This window comes from Trichocoleus sp. DQ-A3, from assembly GCF_039961975.1.
Lineage (GTDB): Bacteria > Cyanobacteriota > Cyanobacteriia > Cyanobacteriales > FACHB-T130 > FACHB-T130.
Window position 1 is genome coordinate 657589 of record NZ_JAMPKC010000001.1, and the last position, 18999, is coordinate 676587.

The following is an 18999-nucleotide window of genomic DNA, read 5'->3' on the forward strand; positions in this document are numbered from 1 at the left end:
AGCCACTCACTCGTTATCAGCCACCATCTACACTTTCACTGGGACAGCACCCAAGTTAGTTAAGCTAAAAGCTTAAGCTAAAAGTCAAAGCTTGCAATGGCTCCTTCTGGAACTCAATACCTACACCTTCTTTGGTCCGATCTTCCCGTGCGTCGGCGGGGTGCCCTGATCATCGCCATCCCGATCATGTGTCTTTTAACGTCGGTGGTGGTATTTGCTGGGCTGCAACGCAGTACTGCAACGGCGCAAAATTATGTTGACAAAACGCAGAAGGTGCTATTACAAGCCAATCGCTTGCTCACAGCGATAGTGGATGCCGAGACAGGGGTTCGGGGTTATGCCTTAACTTATCGCCCGGAATATCTAGAACCTTATAACGCAGCGATCGCAAGCATTCCTCAATTCCTCCAAGAACTGGATAATTCCGTCAAAGATAAGCCGCAACAGCTGCAACGAGTCCAGCAGCTTCAAAAGCTGGTACGGCAAAAAGTCAGCATAATGAACCAGAATGTGGCTCGGATAAAAGTCGTCAAGCAGGGAAATGCTGGCAGTTTCCGATTGGAGCCTCAAGCCAAAACCACGATGGATGCCATTCGTCGGCAAATTGCCCTGTTCTCCGCCGAGGAAGCTCGTTTGCTTGACCAGCGCAGCCGAGACTTAAAGCATCAGCAGCGAATTACCATTGGCGTACTCAGCGCTACAGCAACACTCGGTCTTCTGGGATCGCTAGCAGCGGTGTATCTGTTCGATCAGCTCGACCGGGAACTGGCAGGACAACAAACGGGTTTGCGCGAAAGTAACATTCGCATCCGCGCCATTTTAGACAATGTGGTAGATGGGATTATCACTATCAACGATCAAGGTCATATTGAGTCTTTTAATCAAGCTGCTACCTTGATGTTTGGGTACGAACCCGCCGAAGCGATTGGCAAAAACCTGAAACTCTTGGTGGCGCAGCCCTTCAGCGGTGATAGCATCCAGGCGCTCAACCACTTTGTGGGCAACAACCCAGTCAAAATGCGGCAACTGCAAGAAACGGTAGGACGCCGCAAGAATGGCACCACGTTCCCAATGGAGTTAGCGTTTAGCGAGATACATTCTTACAATCAGCGCTTGCTGATTGGGATTATGCGGGACATTACGGATCGCCAGCAAGCTGAGGAAATGCTGCGAAAACAAGCGACATTGCTGGATCTGGCAAATGACGCGATTTTGGTGCGCGATCGCGACGATCGGATTACTTATTGGAATCTGGGGGCAGAACGGCTGTACGGTTGGACAAAGAAAGAAGCCCTCGGTCAATACGCCCACGAACTCTTGAGAACCGAATTTCCTCCCAATATCGAAGAAATCGACGAAATGTTTCTTCACGACGGTTACTGGAAAGGTGAACTGCTCGACACCAAGCGCGATGGTACGCAGATTCGGGTTTCTAGCCGATGGACATTGCAGACAGACGATGAGGGCGAACCCTTAGCGACCCTGGAAATTAACAGCGACATTACCGAACGCAAACAAGCAGAAGAAGATTTGCGATCGCGTGCAGGGGAATTAGCCCGCTTAAGCGCCATCCTTGCCCAAACCAATATTGCTCTAGAGAAACGCAACCAAGAACTCGATCAGTTTGCCTATATTGTCTCCCACGACCTCAAAGCACCGCTGAGAGCGATCGCTAATCTCTCCACTTGGATTGAAGAAGACATCTCCGACCAACTGACTGAAGAAACTAGGCACAATCTAGACTTAATGCGATCGCGCGTCCATCGTATGGAAGCGCTGATCAATGGCGTCCTTCAATATTCCCGCGTAGGACGAATCAAGGCGTCTGTGGAATGGGTGGATGTGGAAAAACTTCTCGCAGAGGTCATTGACACCCTCGCACCGCCACCGGCTTTTACCATTGTCGTAAGCCCTGGAATGCCTACCCTACGCACCGAACGCTTGCCCCTACAACAGGTGTTTGCCAATCTGATTAGCAACGCGATTAAACACAACCCCCAAGCAGAGGGACAAGTGACAATATCTGTTCAAGACCAAAGTAACTTTTATGAGTTTGCCGTGGCAGATAACGGGCCAGGAATTGCCCCCGAATATCACGAGAAGGTTTTTGCCATCTTTGAGACTTTACAAGCTCGCGATATCGTCGAAAACACGGGCATCGGTCTAACCCTGGTCAAAAAAATTGTTGAAACCCAAGGAGGAGCCATCTGGGTAGAATCTCAAGCAGGCAAAGGAGCAACCTTTCGCTTTACCTGGTCGAAATCGGTTCTGAGTACCTAAACTCATCTCAGGCACCCGTCTTAAGCTGGCGGTTGAAAGCGCGTCTAAACATCCCAGAGGCGTTCAATCTTCTCCCCTCTCCGTGAAGGTCGAGGGGCTGGGGGTGAGGTTCCTTCTTGCACTCAAGAGAGAACTGCGATAAACAAAACCATCCTTGCTTAGGCGTACAAAAGTACCAATTCAAAAACTTTTGGTCTGCATCTAATGCGAGTTTTAAATCTTCGATTGGTACTAAAACTTACTTTTTTACTTTCGTTAAAACTTAAACTTTTTTTTAAATTCAAGCCTTTAGTAAGGATTCCTTAATTTAGATTCGATAGAGTAACGGTGCAAATTGTAGATGCCGAATCTCTATAATCGTCCCTATGGCTGATGCTACGTCAGGGTTGATTCTACTAAAAAGCAACTACAAAAACTCTGGCGCGAATTGACAAGCCAGCGCGAGGCTAATGCCTCGCTCCGAAGACACGCGATCGCAACTCCAACTCAATTGCGCGGACTTTCTGGAGCGAGTTCTATAATACTGGATGCAATCCGACTGAACACAGCGGAAAACCCTGGGCAATCGATCACCTTCCTAGTGGTTGATGCCTGAGAAAGTGGTTTTATGGCAATTTGTGTTTAGAAGGATGAAACTTTTGCCAGGGGTAGGCTTCCAGGTAATGCGTTACGGTATCGCTCTATTAGCGGTGACACTAGCACTGCTAATTAAACTGATTCTAAACATTCTAACTGGTGGAAAAGAAACTCCTTTTCTAATACTTTTTGCTGCCATATTGGTGGGCATCTGGTACGGTGGCACGAAACTCGGTCTGTGGAGCGCTGTTTTAGCGGCTTTCGCCAATGTAAAAAAGTACCCAGAGGCGGGAAGCCCAAGCGAAAATTCCGTTTTGGAAACGAGGCTGAGTAGTGCTGTTAGCAATTATCCTCAGATGTCTCTAAAAACGCCAGACCGAAGCCGCGATCGCTCCTGGGAGGAAATGCTCAGCGATCGCGGCTTCTTACAGCCAACTCCAACGGCATCGGGAGATGAACTGCACAAACTCAACTTCCATCTAGAAAACTCACCCTTAGCGCTCATCGAGTGGGACAGCAACTTTCGAGTGGCGAGGTGGTCGCGGGAAGCTGAAGCGCTCTTCGGATGGCGAAGCGCCGAAGTAACGGGTAAACATCCTCAGGAATGGCAATTTATCTACGCCGAAGATGTAGCAGCAGTCAATGATGAGATCGGACGGTTGCTCAAAGGCAGCGAAGGGCGCAGCGTGTCCCAAAACCGTAACTATACAAAAGATGGCTCGATTGTCTACTGCGAGTGGTACAACTCCGCTTTGCTAGATGAATCGGGTCGCTTGATGTCAGTGTTATCTTTGGTTCTGGATGTTACCAGTCGGCAGCAAACGCAAGCAGCGCTACATACGAGCGAGGAGCGACTGCGATTGTCCCTGGAGGCAGGACGGATGGGGATCTGGGACTGGAATATCCTTACTGGCGAGCTGACGTGGTCAGAGACTCTAGAACGCATGCACGGTTTACTTCCCGGAACTTTTGCCGGTACGTTTGCCGCCTTCCTAGAAGTAGTGCATCCAGACGATCGAGATTCCTTGAAAAAGGCGATCGCTCAGTCAGTCGAGCAGAAGACTGATTTTGAGCTTGAATTTCGCATCGTTTGGCCTGACAGTAGCATCCACTGGATCTCTGGAAAAGGTCAGGTTTTGTGCGACGAAACCGGCAAGGCAGTACGCACGATTGGGGTGGGTACGGACATCAGCGATCGCCATCGGCACGCTACGCTACGCCAGCGAATTAACGAACAACAGCACTTTTTGGGTGAAGCGACGACCCTCCTGACTAGCTCCCTTGACTATCAAACTACCTTAGAAACCCTGGCTCAGCTAGCAGTTCCTCAGCTAGCTGACTGGTGTTCTATCGATATGCTCGACGAAAATCAAACAATTCGCCGACTGGCAGTTGTCCATCAAGACCCATCGAAGGTCGATTGGGCTTACCAATTGCAGGAGCGCTACCCGCCCGATCCCGATGAAGCTTATGGTCTCCCCAACGTTTTACGCACGGGTCAGGCGGAGTTATACGCGGAGATTCCCGACTCCCTCCTGGTAGAGGCGGCTCGCGATCCCGAACACCTAGAAATCTTGAGACAGATAGGCTTTACATCGGCAATGGTGGTGCCCCTGGTAGCTCGCGGACGCACCTTGGGGGCAATTACCTTTACCTCAGCCGAGTCGGGTCGTCGCTACGGTCAAGCTGACCTGACCTTTGCCTGCGAACTTGCCCGTCGCGCTGCTTTAGCTGTTGACAACGCGGGTCTGTTTAAAACGCTGCAACAAGAACTCGCAGAGCGTCAGCGAACGGAGGCGGCATTGCGGGAAAGCGAAGAACGCTTCCGCACGATGGCAGATAGTGCCCCCGTCTTGTTATGGGTGGCAGATCGGGATGGGCGGTGTCATTTCTTTAATCAGCGTTGGCTGAGCTTCCGAGGGCGAACCTTAGAGGAAGAACTCGACAAAGGTTGGGCAGAAGGCGTGCATCCAGAGGATTTGCCGCGCTGTTTGGATACTTATCGGGCGGCTGCTCATGTCCGGAAAACTTTCCAAATGGAGTACCGTCTATTGCGGGCAGATGGGCAGTATCGCTGGGTCTTAGATACCGGAACGCCACGATTTTTGGCGGATGGGAGTTTTGCGGGTTATATTGGCTCGTGTATTGACATTACTGAGCGAAAATTTGCCGAAGAAGCTTTGCGCGATCGCGCGGCGGAATTAGCCCGTCTGAGTAACATCCTCACCAAAACTAACGCCGCTTTAGAAAAACGCAACGCCGAACTCGACCACTTCGCTTATATTGTTTCCCACGATCTCAAGGCACCTCTAAGAGCGATCGCTAACCTCTCCACTTGGATTGAAGAAGACCTACTCGACTTTCTAAATCCGGAAACCCAGGAGAATATGAATCTACTGCGGGGGCGCGTTCATCGGATGGAAGCTCTAATCAACGGTCTTTTGCAGTATTCTCGTGTGGGGCGGGTTAAGACCTTTGTGGATCTTGTGGACGTTGACACCTTACTGGCAGAAGTTATCAACACGCTTGCACCTCCACCCACGTTCGCTATCACCATTCAGCCCGGAATGCCTACCTTCCACACCGAGCGCTTGCCCTTAGAACAAGTGTTTGCAAATCTGCTCAGCAATTCCTTCAAACACCACCCTCGGTTGGAGGGAAGCGCGACTATATCAGTACAAGATAAAGAAACATTCTATGAATTTGCCGTGGCAGATGATGGGTGTGGGATCGCTCCGGAATATCATGAAAAAATTTTTGTCATGTTTCAAACTCTGGAGGCACGAGATAAGGTAGAAAACACCGGCGTGGGACTCGCCATCGTTAAGAAAATCATCGAAAACAAAGGAGGAACCATTCGCCTGGAATCTCAAGTCAATCAAGGGTCAACTTTCTACTTTACCTGGCCCAAACAACCCAGTAGTAACAATTCGCTTTTTGTCTAGATATGGATATCACTAATAAAAAAATGAATAAAAAAATAATAATCAATAGTTTTTTAAATCATGGTAGATAAGATGACAAACCTTTTGCTAGTTGATGACGACGAAGTTGATGTGATGACCGTAAAACGGGCATTCAAAAAAAATAATATTCAAAATCCCTTCTATGTTGCCAATAACGGGCTAGAAGCACTAGCTATGTTGCGGGGGACTGACGATTCAACAAAGGTTCCGCGAGAGCGGCGGCTGGTCTTACTCGACTTGAATATGCCCAAAATGGGTGGAATTGAATTTTTGCGTGAATTGCGGGCAGACCCAGAACTCAAAGCAATTCCAGTGATTGTACTAACGACTTCCAATGAAGATAAAGACAAGGTGGAAGCCTACAATCTCAATGTAGCGGGTTATATTGTCAAACCCGTAACATTTGCTAAATTCGTGGAGGTAGTGGCAACGCTCAATCAATATTGGATGCTTAGTGAAATGCCCTAATTTTGGAGAATGGGTAATGGATTGTAAGAGTGATGAGTGATGAGTGGTGAGTTACAAGAGAATTCTTTAATTCAAAACTTAAAATTTAAAACTCAAAGCTTTTTACGAATTCCGTCCTTGAATGGTTATGGAAGAAAAGTTAAAAATCCTGGTAGTCGATGATGATGAAGTAGACCGGATGGCGGTTCGCCGGTCGCTCAAAACGGCTGGCGTGCAAATGGAATTAGTAGAAACCAGCGACTGCCAAGGAGCGATCGCTACTTTACACAGCGACCATTTTGACTGTGTCTTCCTCGACTATCGCTTGCCTGACGGGGATGGACTCACCCTCGTTCAAAATATCCGCTCGTCTGGTTTTAAAATCCCCTTGGTCGTCTTGACGGGTCAGGGAGACGAGCAAACTGCCGTCGAACTGATGAAAGCCGGAGCATCCGACTATATTTCTAAAGGCAAAGTTTCTCCAGAAAGTCTCTCTCGCAGCCTGCACAATGCGCTTCGCCTCTATCGAGCGGAAAGACAGGCATCAGAAGCAAACCAATTACTCAAAGAAAGCGAAGAACGCTATCGGTTTGTTCTAGAGGGATCGAACGACGGAATTTGGGACTGGGATATCACCACCAACACCGTTTATTGGAATGACCGCTGTTTTGAAATCAGCGGCTTGTCCCGTGAAGAATTTGTCGGCAATTACCAGGCATTGTGCCAACTTTTGCATCCAGAAGATCGATACCGCATCGTCCAGAGCATCCGCGATCACCTGGAGCATCAAGTGGAATGTAATGTGGAATTTAAGCTGTTGCACGCTTCTGGGCATTATCGTTACTGCATTGCCAGAGGCAAAGCGCAGCGAGATGGGAACGGCAAGCCTTTCCGAATGTCTGGAATTATTAGCGATATTACAGAGCGCAAGCGGGCATTAGAAAACCAGCGATTTCTGGCAGAAGCGAGTGCTGTCCTTTCAGCTTCTCTAGATTACAAAACAACCCTGGAGAATCTGGCTCAATTGGCAGTACCCCACTTAGCCGACGTGTGCATAGTAGATATTCTGGCAGCGGACGGCTCAATTCATCGGATGGGGACGGCTTATGCAAACCCCTCTCCAGAGAAGTTGGTGCAAGAGGTGCTGCATCTGTTCCCCCCCGACCCGGATGGAGAACACCCCGCAAGCATTGTATTACGCACGGGCAAACCAAAATTTGCCGTTGAAATTGACGACGAAATGCTCGTAGCTGCGACCCGCAATGCCGAACATCTGCAAATAGTTCGGGAGCTGGGCTTTCAGTCTTACATGGTGGTGCCCCTGTTGGTGCGCGATCGCACTTTAGGGGCAATTTCCTTGGTGTCCACTCAAGAGAAACGCCGCTACGATGCGATGGACTTGGCTCTGGCAGAGGAACTTGCCCGTCGTGCTGCCTTATCGGTCGAAAATGGAAAATTATACCGGGAAGCGCAAGCGGCGACTGAGAACTTACGCAAGGCGATCATTATTCTGGGCGAACAACAGCAACAACTCCGGACACTCCAGCAGCTGACAAATTTACTAAACCAGCGCCTGAGTGACTTACCCGGTTTGTTACGGGTGATGGTTCAAGCGGTTTGCGATGCGATCGCGGGTGCCCAGTTTTGCTTTATCATGCTGCAAAACCCCCAGTGCAATCGCCTGGTTTTAACGGTGACGGCGGGAATCGGTACGGAAAAATTGCGCCTGGAAGATGGTTTTAGTTCGGGGGAAGGATTGCTTTCTCAGGTGTTTTTGACTGGGATTTCTCAGCTTATCGAAGGGGAACAAGCCGCTTTCCTCCACTCGACATCCGACACCGTAAAGCCCTCAGAGTTGCCAGCTTCACTTTATGTGGTGGCGATTGAGTCCGCGCAAGCGGGACGGTTGGGCGTGCTGGCAATCGGTAATTGGGAAAATTCTCATGCGTTTGACGAAGAAGACCGATATCTGCTGGCGGCGGTGGGAGAACAAGCCGCGATCGCGATTAATAATGCCCGTCTGATCAATGCTTTAGAAGAACGAGAGGAACGCTTAGCTTTACAAAACGAAATCCTGGCTCAGCAAAACAAGGAACTCGAAAATCTTTCCACGCAAATTCAACTTCAGAATCTGCAATTGATGGAAGCAGCGCGGTTGAAATCGCAGTTTCTCGCCACCATGTCCCACGAACTGCGGACGCCAATGAATGCTGTGATCGGCTTTTCTCAACTGCTGTTGCGCCAGCGGCAAAATCAGCTTAGCCCGCAACAATTGGACATGGTAGATCGCATCCTCAGCAATGGGAAACACCTGCTAACGCTGATTAATGACATCCTTGACCTCTCAAAAATTGAAGCCGGAAGATTGGAACTCAAACTGGAAGAATTTAATCTGCCAGTGCTAGTGAGAACAACCGCAGAAGAATTGCGATCGCTTGCTTCAGAAAAGCATTTGGAGCTGCAACTTGAGGCAAATTTACAAAACCCTCAGATATTGAATGATAGCGCTCGGCTGCGGCAGATTTTGGTAAATCTTCTCTCCAATGCGATTAAATTCACTGACACCGGAAGTGTGTGCATCAAAGTACAAGAAATTTCCCCGGATCAAGTGTTACTTAGCGTTCAAGATACCGGAATTGGAATTGCTGAGGAAAACTTAAAGCATATTTTTGAAGAATTTCGGCAAGTCGATCAGTCCCTCGCCAAAAAATATCCGGGTACGGGTTTAGGGCTTGCCATCACTCACTCATTAGTGCAATTAATGCATGGAAAAATATCAGTGGAAAGTCATTTAGGTCACGGATCTACCTTCAATGTAAAATTTCCCCGCCGAGTCAGTATTTAGCTTGTTTTCATCGAATCAGTTGTGTCGAGGCAGTTCTCAATCAAGGGTGCCCTACACCCTCACAATTCAAATAGAATTGCTCTACACTCAGTAAGCGCTTTCATGCTGAGGATTGATGACGAGTGACAGATGTTAGCCTAAAGTAACCAATACAGGATCTCGAAGCGTCTGCGGCGATGATTCAGCTACTTGCTACTTGTTCGATTGAAAAGAGTTTTGAGAATTCGGTCTTCGCTTGATTGGGTAATTTAATTCATCCGCTGCATTGAGAAAATAAATGTCTGGTCACGATATTATCGTCCTCGGTGCCTCTGCCGGCGGGGTAGAAGCGCTGACTCAACTGGTCAAGGCTTTGCCGCCGGATTTGCCAGCTGCAATCTTTGTCGTCATACACTTCCCTGCCCACAGCACCAGCGCCATGCCAAGTATCCTGAATCGCTGCGGCTGTTTGAAAGCATCTCATCCCAAGGACGGCGAGGCGATTCAACATGGGCGGATTTATGTGGCACCCCCAAATTACCATTTATTAGTTAAACGCGGATACATCCACCTGGCTCGTGGTCCTAAGGAGAACGGTCACAGACCCGCCATCGATCCCCTATTTCGCACGGCAGCCCAGTTCTATGGACGGCGAGTGGTGGGTGTGGTGCTTTCAGGCAATCTTGACGACGGGACGGCGGGACTCGCAGCGGTGAAGCAGCGAGGCGGTGTCGCAGTGGTTCAAGATCCCAACGACGCCTTGTTTCCCGGAATGCCCCGTAGCGCTATCGAGAACGTAGAAATCGATTATATTTTGCCTTTGTCAGCGATCGCTCCTACCCTGGTAAGCTTGGCTCAAGAGTCAGTGGCAGCCGAGGAAAAAGAGCCTGTAACTGATGAGATGGAAATGGAATCCGAGAGCGCAGAATTAGATATGGCTTCCATATACAAAGATGACAGACCCGGAACGCCCTCCGGCTTCGGCTGTCCAGATTGCGGGGGTGCCCTGTGGGAACTGCACGACAGTCAGTTGCTTCGGTTCCGCTGCCGCACGGGTCACGGCTATTCCGTCGAGACTCTGCTGGCAGAGCAATCTGAGGCACTAGAGACGGCACTGTGGAATGCGTTTAGGGCACTAGAAGAACGTGCCGCTTTGTCCCGTCGGATGCATCAAGGGGCACGCGATCGCAACCAAACTCGGTCAGCCAAACGCTTTGAAGAACAGGCGCACGAAGCTCAGCACAACGCTACCATCATCCGGCAACTGCTTTTAAATGGCAATGGGGACAAAGAGAAAGATACCCAGACAGACCCGGAAAATGGGAAGCAGGTAGAAAAGGAGAATCGGAGAAAAGCAGGATCGAACCCAGAAACCGAAGAAAATTCTTACCCTTTGATTACCTTTCCCATCGTGGCAGTGGCAGCGTCTGCCGGTGGGATAAAAGCCATCACCGAATTGATTTCTGGCTTGCCAAAAGACTTTCCGGCAGCGATCGCCATCGTCCAGCACCTAGACCCCAAACACCCCAGCCTACTCGCAGAAATCCTGAATCGTCGCACGTCTCTACCCGTCAAGCAGGCAGAACCAAGAGAGCAAATGCGTCCGGGGACAATCTATATCGCGCCGCCGAATCATCACCTGCTGATCGACCCTGACGCCACTCTCTCCCTCACCCAGACGAAACTGGTGCATTTTGTCCGTCCCTCCGCTGATCTACTCTTTGAATCAATCGCGGCAAGTTTTAAAGAACGAGCGATCGCGGTTGTCCTCACCGGGACGGGTAAGGATGGTGCAACCGGCATCAGAGCGATTAAACAAATGGGCGGAATCGCGATCGCGCAAGATCGGGAATCTTCGCAGTATTTTGGGATGCCGGGAGCCGCAATTGAAACTGGAGCAGTCGATTGGATACTCCCCTTAAATGAAATTGCTGCTACTTTGGTGAATCTGGTAAATAGCTAATTGCAAATGGCAAATTGTTGTCACTAAATCCAATCATTTATAGATAGAGTTTGCTAATAAAAATAGGACAAAAAGCTAGCGATTTACCACGAATTGCTAATCAAACTGTGAGCAATCAATGTAACTTTGTTGAAGACTGGGAATCGGAAATCCTCTGTAGTCATTAAGTCCTCAGCTTGCTGCGATTGACAACTAACCTTTCTACCACTCCCAAAGCGTGATATCTAATTACGCTAATATACTAAATTGATGTTATGTAAAAAAATATTCGATTAAGCGAGTAGCTATTATAGTCATTTTCGATCGGGTAAGATATACAGAGAAAACCTAAGCGCTAACCCTCTTCCCAACGCGGTTGTGGGCGGTCAATTCAAAGCCTCTCTCAGATTCTTCTAGAGCAATGGAAGCGAGGTCAAAACCGTATTGCACTTATGGAAAACTGGTATAAATAACAACTACTTATGGATCGCTCAATCCTCAACCCTGAATTTGAAGCGCTGCTAGAGTATCTTAAAGGCAGCCGTGGCTTTGATTTTACTGGCTACAAACGTTCCTCTCTGATGCGTCGCGTCCTGAAAAGGATGCAGATAGTAGGACTGGAAAGCTACAACGATTATATGGATTACCTAGAAGTATATCCAGAAGAATTTATTCACCTGTTTAACACGTTGTTGATTAATGTAACTGCCTTCTTCCGCGATCGCTCAGCCTGGGATTACATTATTGAAGAAATCGTTCCCACCATTGCCGCCCGCAAACAAATCAACGAACCGATCCGCATCTGGAGTGCTGGCTGTGCCTCTGGAGAAGAAGCTTATACTATCGCGATGGCGTTCGCTGAAGCGCTGGGAGTGGAACAGTTCAAAGAACGGGTGAAAATTTATGCCACCGAGTTAGACGAGGAAGCCCTCAATCTAGCCCGCCAAGCGACCTATTCAGCGAAGGATGTCGCGGATCTGGCTCCGGAAATGGTAGAGAAGTACTTCGAGGAATGCGCTCGCGGCTATAACTTTCGCAAGGATCTGCGTCGCTTGGTGATTTTTGGGCGTCACAACTTGACGATTGATGCTCCCATCTCCCGCATTGACTTACTGGTGTGTCGCAACACTTTGATGTATTTCAATGCCGAAACTCAATCTAAAATCCTCTCCCGCTTTCACTTTGCCCTGAATGACAGTGGCTTTATCTTTTTAGGGAAGGCGGAGATGTTGCTCAGCCACAGCCACACTTTCACACCTGTGGATTTGAAGCGGCGTATCTTTACCAAAGCCCATAAAATAGGAATACGCGAACGGTTGTTGCTTATGGCTCAGTCTGGCAGCGAGGAGGCAGTGAACAATCTAGCCACTCATGTCCGCATTCGGGAAGTCGCCTTCGACAGCAGCCCGACATCCCAAATAGTGATAGATGTCAATGGCTTTTTAGTGCTGGTGAACGAACGTGCTAGGGCAATGTTTCCCTTGAGTCCGAAGGATCTGGGTCGCCCCTTGCAAGATTTAGAAATTTCTTATCGTCCCCTGGAATTACGCTCTTGTATCGATCAAGCCTATACGGAGCGCCGACAGATTACTGTCAGGGATGTGCCGTGGCAAACTCCGAAAGGCGAAACGATTACTCTAGACGTGCTGGTGGTACCGCTCGTAGAGGTATCCAACAATCTTTTAGGCGTCAGTATTTCCTTCATTGATGTCAGCCGCTACAAACGGCTACAGGACGATCTGCAACAATCCAACCAAGAACTGGAAATGGCTTATGAGGAACTCCAGTCTACGAATGAAGAGTTGGAAACGACGAACGAGGAACTCCAATCCTCTAACGAAGAGTTAGAGACGACAAATGAGGAACTCCAATCCTCTAACGAAGAGCTAGAAACCATGAACGAAGAGCTACAATCCACGAATGAGGAATTGCAGGCTCTTAACGATGAAATGCACCGCCGCAGCGAAGAACTCAACGACGCAAACGCCTTTTTAGAGTCGATTTTAGGCACTCTTCGGGGCGGCATCGTCGTAGTCGGGCGAGATATGCATATCCAGCGTTGGGATCGCAAAGCTGAGGAGTTGTGGGGACTGGGAAGCGATGAAATCCAAGGACAACACTTTCTAAATTTAGATATTGGCTTGCCAGTAGAGCAACTCAAACAGCCGATTCGCAACTGTCTATCTGGGGAGAAGGATTTACAAGAAATTATCCTCAATGCCACTAACCGACGCGGCAAGGCAATTGAGTGTAAAGTCTCTTGTAAACCTTTGTTAGGGAAAGAGGGAGAGATTCGAGAAGTGCTTTTATTCATGGAGGAGCAAGAAGGAGTTCCTGAATGAATGAGGACAAGTTTTCCCAGCAGATAATCCTTCTACAACAACACTTGGCAATCCTGCACAAATATTTATTAGCCATTGATTCATCGCCCCTACAGGCATTAATCTTGCAGCAAATCGTGTTGGCGACGGCAGCGTTTGAGGACTTTTGCTTCGTCTTGGAAGACTTGCTGGTGGCGCACGAGGAGCTATCTCAATCCAACGAGCGTTTGGCAGCGATGGAGAGCGATCGCCAAGACATGAACCAATCTCGACAGTTCCAGGTGCAATACTCTAAACAGAGGCTACAACTTCTCAATGAGCAACTGCAAGCGACTGTCGAAGCATTAGCCAAGAGCGATCGCGCCTTAGAGAATAAAAACCACGACTGGCTTGTCGTCAACGAACACCTGCAAAGCGCGATCGCCCAAATTAAGACCACTGCTGATAGCTTAGAGGCGCGTAACGAAGATTTACAAATAAAATCAGAACAATTAGATACAAGTAACGAAGAGCTACGCCTAACAACAGAAAAACTGCGGCTGTCCAGCAACCAGGTTAACCAAGCCAACGCCTTTCTCAAATCTATTTTTACCAGCCTACCGGGCGGCATTGTCGTATTAAACCAAGAACTGAACATCCAAATCTGGAATCCTCAAGCTGAAGATTTGTGGGGACTGCGAAGCGATGAAGTCCAGGGACAGCCTTTTCTAAATTTAAAGATTGGCTTGCCGGTAGAGCAGCTTAGACAGCCGATTCAAAGCTGTTTAACCGGGGACTTGGAATACCACGAAGAAACACTAGATGCTATCAACCGGCGTGGGAGGACAATTCAGTGTAAAGTCACCTGTATGCCTCTATTTATTTTAAAAAAAGATATTCAGGGAGTGATTGTATTAATGCAAGAATTGCACAGCGCTATGCCAATACTATAAAAATCTCAAAGCTACAGTCTGTATTGAAATATCTTTTCTAAGTATGTGTAAAAAATCAACCCTACTGGTATAAAAATAACCGCTTTCCAAACCCCGATCCGACAAGATAAAAAAAGTTAAATTTAGCCGCTTTCTCCCTAAAAAAATCTAAAATATTTTAGCTTTTTCTTCTTCTAACCAGGCAACGCTTACCGTGAAGTGGGCAGAAGGCTGGGGGATCGGGTTTGTTTGGTTTCGAGAAGGAACGGAAAGGTATGTGGATAAAGCTCTGGTTACGGCTTATGGATTTCACCTAACTTATCAGCCTTAAAGAGGATTTACATATAAATTTCTTACAGTTAACTCAAAGTATGTACATAGTGTCTTTACTAAGATTTTGCACACTTTGTGTATTACGGGAATTTATTCATTAAAGTTAAGTTCAACGGCACTTGCTGCCAAAAGCTAAAAACTTTGTGTGATTTGTCTAGTTGCTTAGGGCGCTTACAGCTAATCTGATTTCCAAATTGCTCAAAAAGCAAAATGGGTGATTCAAGAGCTTAACAAAAGTTTAAAAAAAGATAGTAATCAAGAATTTCATGACTTTTCACCTAAAAGGAGAGCGGTTTACCGAGAAAATAGAGACGGCACGCCAACGCGCAGCGGCGTTACAGCAGCGTGTCACCGAATCGCCTCAGCAACAGCCAGCGCTGCTAGCGGGATCGCTGGAAGAATTAAAAACCGCTTTGGAAGAATTACACGTAGCCGAAGAAGAACTGCGCCAGCAGAATGAGGAGTTGTTAGTGGCGAGGGGAGCATTGGAATCGGAACGCCAGCGCTACCTAGACCTATTCGAGTTTGCTCCAGACGGCTACCTGGTAACAGATGCGGCTGGAACGATTCGGGAAGCCAACCGCGCCGCTGCTGAGCTTCTCGGTATCTTGCCCACTTACCTAGTGGGCAAACCGCTAATCATATTTGTGCCTGAAGAAGCTCGTCGAGCCTTTCGTTCCCAACTGACTCAGGTGCCAAAATTAGGCTTAGTTCAGGAGTGGGAGGTGCGACTAAAATCGCGTCAAGGCAAACTCTTTAATGCTGCGCTGACTGTCACCAGCGTCCCAGATAAGCAAGGTAAGGGGTCTTCCCTGCGCTGGATGCTACGTGATATCACCGCCCGCAAGCAAGCGGAGGAGAAAATTCGCTATTATCATTTGCAAAATTTGCGCCTTCAAGAAGAAGTCCGGCTGAAGTCGCAGTTTTTGGCGCTGATGTCCCACGAACTGCGGACTCCGATGAATGCGATTCTAGGCTTTACGCAATTGTTGATGCGCCAAGCTCAGCATCAGCTGGGTCAAAACCAAATACACATGCTGGAGCGCATTTTTAATAGTGGCAAACACCTACTCAAACTGATTGAGGATATTCTGGACTTCTCTAAGCTAGAGGCGGGAAAGCTGGAATTAAATTTGGAAGAATTTGACTTAGTCGAGCTAGTCTCGCAAACGGTGGAAGAACTCCAGAGCTTGGCTCAGCAGAAGCACCTGGAAGTACATATTCACGTTAGTCTTGATAATCCTTGTGTTGTGAATGACAGTAATCGCGTGCGGCAGGTGTTGGTTAATCTTCTTTCCAATGCGATTAAGTTTACCGATTCGGGTAGCATTACTGTGGATGCTTGCGAACCGACACCCGACCAAATTGCGATCGCTGTCAAAGATACGGGCATTGGGATCGAGGAGTCGGAAATTCAGCAAATTTTTCAAGAATTTCGACAACTCAGTCAAAGCCTGACGCGCACTCATGGGGGTACGGGTTTAGGGCTTGCCATTACTGACCGATTAGTTCGCATGATGGATGGGAAAATACAGGTGGAAAGTCAGCCGGGAGAGGGTTCAACTTTCCGCCTAGAGTTGCCCCGTGAAGTCACATCAAGCTCTAATACTGCTGTAATCGTGTGATAACTCCCCATCTAGAGAAAAAAGTGCCTCTCCAAACCTCTCCCCAAACCCCTCTCCGAAACGGAGAGGGGTTTTGAATATTTCTCTTGAATATTGCTCCCCTTCCCGATTCCAGGAAGGGGTTGGAGGTTAGGTCTGGCAGCTTTAGCGTGAATCCCTAGCGTTGATTCCACGCTAAAGCTGCATCTCCAACTGCTTTGTCTACCGTCTTTTCCCCCAACATCGCTGCTTGCAAATTCTCATAAATTGCCTTCTGCAACTTGTTGAGATCCTTCATCGCCGGGACTAAAACCTCTGCCGATGTCAATTGGCTGGCACTAATGACGCGAGCTTGTTCCACTGGCGACACCTTCGGATTACTGGCTATCTGGCTTTGGTACTCTTGCACTGCCTGAACTGTAGACGGCAACACGTTCGCCGCCTTAGCAAAAGCCAGCTGATTTTGATCGTTGGTGACAAATAAAGCAAATTTGAGGGCGTCATCCGGATTTGGAGTGTCGCGGGGAATCACCAGATTCATCACCGCTACATTCTTTTTACCCGTTTCGCCGGTAATCTGGGGTGCCGCAGCGGAGACTTGCGCGATCGCTGGGGCGTTCTTCTCAATCGTCGCCATAAACTCTGCGCCCGTTGCTAGCACCGCCGTCTCACCTGCTTGGTACAGTTCAACCGCACGTCGATGCCCTTGTGTCAATACCTCCTGGGGCAACAGCTTCTTCTGGTAAAGGTCTACCCAATACTGAAACGCCGCTTTCCCTGCGGGTGTATTAAAAGCCGCCTCTCCATTGGCATCCACCAATTGAACCCCCATTTGCACCATCGATTCCAGCACCTCAGCCGAATCTTCTGGAACTAGGGTTGCAAAAAACGCATACTTGCCGGTTTTTTCCTTAATTTGTTGAGCAACTTCTGCCAGTTCGGCATAAGTCGCCGGAGGTTTGCTTACCCCAGCGGCTTTAAACAAATCCTGGTTGTAAATCGTCACCCGCGTCGTTAAATACCAGGGAAGTCCAAAACTTTGGTCGCTGAGCGTGCTAGCCTTCCATATATTAGGTAGATATTGCTGACGCACCGCCTGGGGAACTTTAGTATCTAAATTCAACCAAGCATTGCGCGACGCCAACTGAGAGGCAAAGTCCGGATTGAGGTTCGCGACATCGGGTGCTGTTTTTGCCGAAACCGCCGTCAGGATTTTGCTTTCCATCGCACTCCAGGGTACATCTACCCAGCGGACTTTGACGCCGGTATTTTCCGCTTCAAAGTTGGCAATCAGTTTGTTGAAATACTCAGTAAACTGCGGTTGCAGCTGCATCGTCCAGAACTCAATTTCCCCTTTTCCGGATGGGGCAGATCCAGGGCTACAGCTGATAACCCAGCTGAAAATGAACCCCAATAGGGTACAGATGCCCAATCGTCTCCAGGTTTTCCTACGGATCATGTAAATTGCAATTCCACTTTCAGCGCTAGCAGTAACCCAGCTAGCAGTAACTCATCCTACCTGATGAGGTATATCTAATGGTACGGAATCTATACAGGGTGTATTTTTGTCTCTACCGATGTGTTTGTCAGCTAGATTGGGTACCATGAATCTGTCTCTATTTCCCTATACGCAATCTCTCTTACCTAACTAAACTTTCTATGGCTGCTCCCCTCAGCAAACCTAAAGATATGTTCACCCGATTTAAAGGATTATTATCGAAACGTACCAAAGGAATTGGTATAGAAATTGCCCCTGAACGAATTAATATTGCTCAGCTACGCAAGCAGGGACAAGGATTCAAATTAACAATGCTGTCCTCGAAAGAAGTTCCGGAAGGGGTTTTTCAAGAAGGCAAGATTATCGATGCCCCAGCTTTAGCAGAACTGATTAAGGAAGCGATCGCTGAAAGTAAGATAAAAGTCCAGAACGTCGCCACTGCCGTATCGGGTCGCGAAGCCGTGGTGCGCGTTATCCCGGTGCCTGCGGAACTTGATGACAAAGAGTTGCGGGAAATGGTACTGGATCACGAAGCCGGTCTCTACTTGCCTTTTCCACGGGAAGAAGCAGATGTAGACTACCAGAAGCTGGGATTTTTCACCGATGAGGATGGAATCGAGAAGGTGCAGGTGCTGCTAGTTGCCACCCGCAAGGATGTGACAGATACCTATATCGAAACCTTCCGCGAAGCTGGATTAAAAATCGATGTGTTAGAGATTAGCAGTTTTTCTCTGATTCGGACGATTCGAGAGCAGTTGCGGCAATTTGGTCCTCAAGAAGCTGCCGTTTTGGTAGATATTGAGTTCGACAGCACCGAGATTGCCATCATCGTAGATGGGGTGCCACAATTCTCGCGCACCGTGCCGATTGGGACGTATCAACTACAGAGTGCCCTGAATCGGGCGATGAATTTACCGACATCGAGAAACACTGAAATCCTGCAAGGGATGACAATTCCCAACACCCCCGTCGATAATGTCCGCACAGGTGCAACAGGGATCAATCCCGGTATGGCGGCTTTGGTTAGAGTATTGGGAGAGCTTGCCGACGAACTGCGTCGTTCTATCGATTTTTATCTAAATCAGAGCGAAAATTTAGAAGTGGCGCAGCTGCTACTCGCTGGGCCAGGAGGAGGAATTGGACAACTGGATGAATTCTTCACGCAACGGTTGAGCTTGCCAACGACACAAGTAGACCCAGTTGCGGCCCTTTCCTTGGAGGTGATAGAGGAAATTTCACCAGTGCAAAGACCGGGATTGGGAGTGGTATTGGGATTAGGACTACGAGAGGTTTAAAG

General features: G+C 48.4%; 10 protein-coding genes. 9 read left to right on the forward strand and 1 reads right to left on the reverse strand.

All coding sequences use genetic code 11. The features are described from left to right. Positions 1-96 precede the first annotated feature (96 nt). The 8 genes from NDI44_RS02690 to NDI44_RS02725 all read left to right on the forward strand — a co-directional run bounded on the left by NDI44_RS02690 (position 97) and on the right by NDI44_RS02725 (position 16225). Positions 97-2280, forward strand: a complete 2184-nt coding sequence (locus tag NDI44_RS02690; protein WP_190413613.1) for a PAS domain S-box protein — start codon at positions 97-99, stop codon at positions 2278-2280. 629 nt (positions 2281-2909) lie between these two features. Continuing rightward, positions 2910-5801, forward strand: a complete 2892-nt coding sequence (locus NDI44_RS02695) for a PAS domain-containing protein (protein WP_190413614.1) — start codon at positions 2910-2912, stop codon at positions 5799-5801. Positions 5802-5861: 60 nt separating this feature from the next. After that, positions 5862-6290 (forward strand): response regulator, encoded by a 429-nt coding sequence (locus NDI44_RS02700; RefSeq protein WP_190413616.1) that lies wholly within the window; start codon positions 5862-5864, stop codon positions 6288-6290. A gap of 127 nt (positions 6291-6417) precedes the next feature. Next, positions 6418-9114 carry an ATP-binding protein gene (locus NDI44_RS02705; protein ID WP_190413618.1) on the forward strand — a complete coding sequence of 899 codons (2697 nt, stop codon included), beginning with the start codon at positions 6418-6420 and terminating at the stop codon, positions 9112-9114. 277 nt (positions 9115-9391) lie between these two features. Further along, the gene (locus NDI44_RS02710) at positions 9392-11056 is read left to right on the forward strand and encodes a chemotaxis protein CheB (protein WP_190413621.1); all 1665 of its coding nucleotides are present in this window, start codon (positions 9392-9394) and stop codon (positions 11054-11056) included. A 461-nt stretch (positions 11057-11517) separates the two neighbouring features. Continuing rightward, on the forward strand, positions 11518-13377 hold the full coding sequence (locus tag NDI44_RS02715) for a CheR family methyltransferase (RefSeq protein ID WP_190413623.1): 1860 nt from the start codon (positions 11518-11520) through the stop codon (positions 13375-13377). After that, positions 13374-14288: a PAS domain S-box protein gene (locus NDI44_RS02720; protein ID WP_190413625.1), complete on the forward strand. Its 915-nt coding sequence runs from the start codon at positions 13374-13376 to the stop codon at positions 14286-14288. Before NDI44_RS02715 ends, NDI44_RS02720 begins: the two co-directional genes overlap by 4 nt. Before the next feature lie 578 nt (positions 14289-14866). Further along, a complete protein-coding gene (locus NDI44_RS02725; protein WP_190413627.1) occupies positions 14867-16225 on the forward strand; it encodes an ATP-binding protein in 1359 nt (452 codons plus the stop codon). Positions 16226-16382: 157 nt separating this feature from the next. Here NDI44_RS02725 and NDI44_RS02730 read toward each other — a convergent pair whose 3' ends face one another. Further along, positions 16383-17663: a sugar ABC transporter substrate-binding protein gene (locus NDI44_RS02730; protein WP_190413629.1), complete on the reverse strand. Its 1281-nt coding sequence runs from the start codon at positions 17661-17663 to the stop codon at positions 16383-16385. Positions 17664-17893: 230 nt separating this feature from the next. Between NDI44_RS02730 and NDI44_RS02735 the strand changes: the two genes are divergently transcribed. Next, positions 17894-18997 carry a type IV pilus biogenesis protein PilM gene (locus NDI44_RS02735; protein WP_190413781.1) on the forward strand — a complete coding sequence of 368 codons (1104 nt, stop codon included), beginning with the start codon at positions 17894-17896 and terminating at the stop codon, positions 18995-18997. The last annotated feature ends 2 nt before the right edge of the window (positions 18998-18999 follow it).

Excerpts from the sequence above, each read along its gene's own strand:
- NDI44_RS02710 (WP_190413621.1), top strand. The coding sequence starts at position 9,392 with ATGTCTGGTCACGATATTATCGTCCTCGGTGCCTCTGCCGGCGGGGTA.
- NDI44_RS02690 (WP_190413613.1), top strand. The coding sequence starts at position 97 with ATGGCTCCTTCTGGAACTCAATACCTACACCTTCTTTGGTCCGATCTT.
- NDI44_RS02720 (WP_190413625.1), top strand. The coding sequence starts at position 13,374 with ATGAATGAGGACAAGTTTTCCCAGCAGATAATCCTTCTACAACAACAC.
- NDI44_RS02715 (WP_190413623.1), top strand. The coding sequence starts at position 11,518 with ATGGATCGCTCAATCCTCAACCCTGAATTTGAAGCGCTGCTAGAGTAT.
- NDI44_RS02725 (WP_190413627.1), top strand. The coding sequence starts at position 14,867 with ATGACTTTTCACCTAAAAGGAGAGCGGTTTACCGAGAAAATAGAGACG.
- NDI44_RS02730 (WP_190413629.1), bottom strand. The coding sequence starts at position 17,663 with ATGATCCGTAGGAAAACCTGGAGACGATTGGGCATCTGTACCCTATTG.
- NDI44_RS02700 (WP_190413616.1), top strand. The coding sequence starts at position 5,862 with ATGGTAGATAAGATGACAAACCTTTTGCTAGTTGATGACGACGAAGTT.
- NDI44_RS02695 (WP_190413614.1), top strand. The coding sequence starts at position 2,910 with ATGAAACTTTTGCCAGGGGTAGGCTTCCAGGTAATGCGTTACGGTATC.
- NDI44_RS02705 (WP_190413618.1), top strand. The coding sequence starts at position 6,418 with ATGGAAGAAAAGTTAAAAATCCTGGTAGTCGATGATGATGAAGTAGAC.
- NDI44_RS02735 (WP_190413781.1), top strand. The coding sequence starts at position 17,894 with ATGTTCACCCGATTTAAAGGATTATTATCGAAACGTACCAAAGGAATT.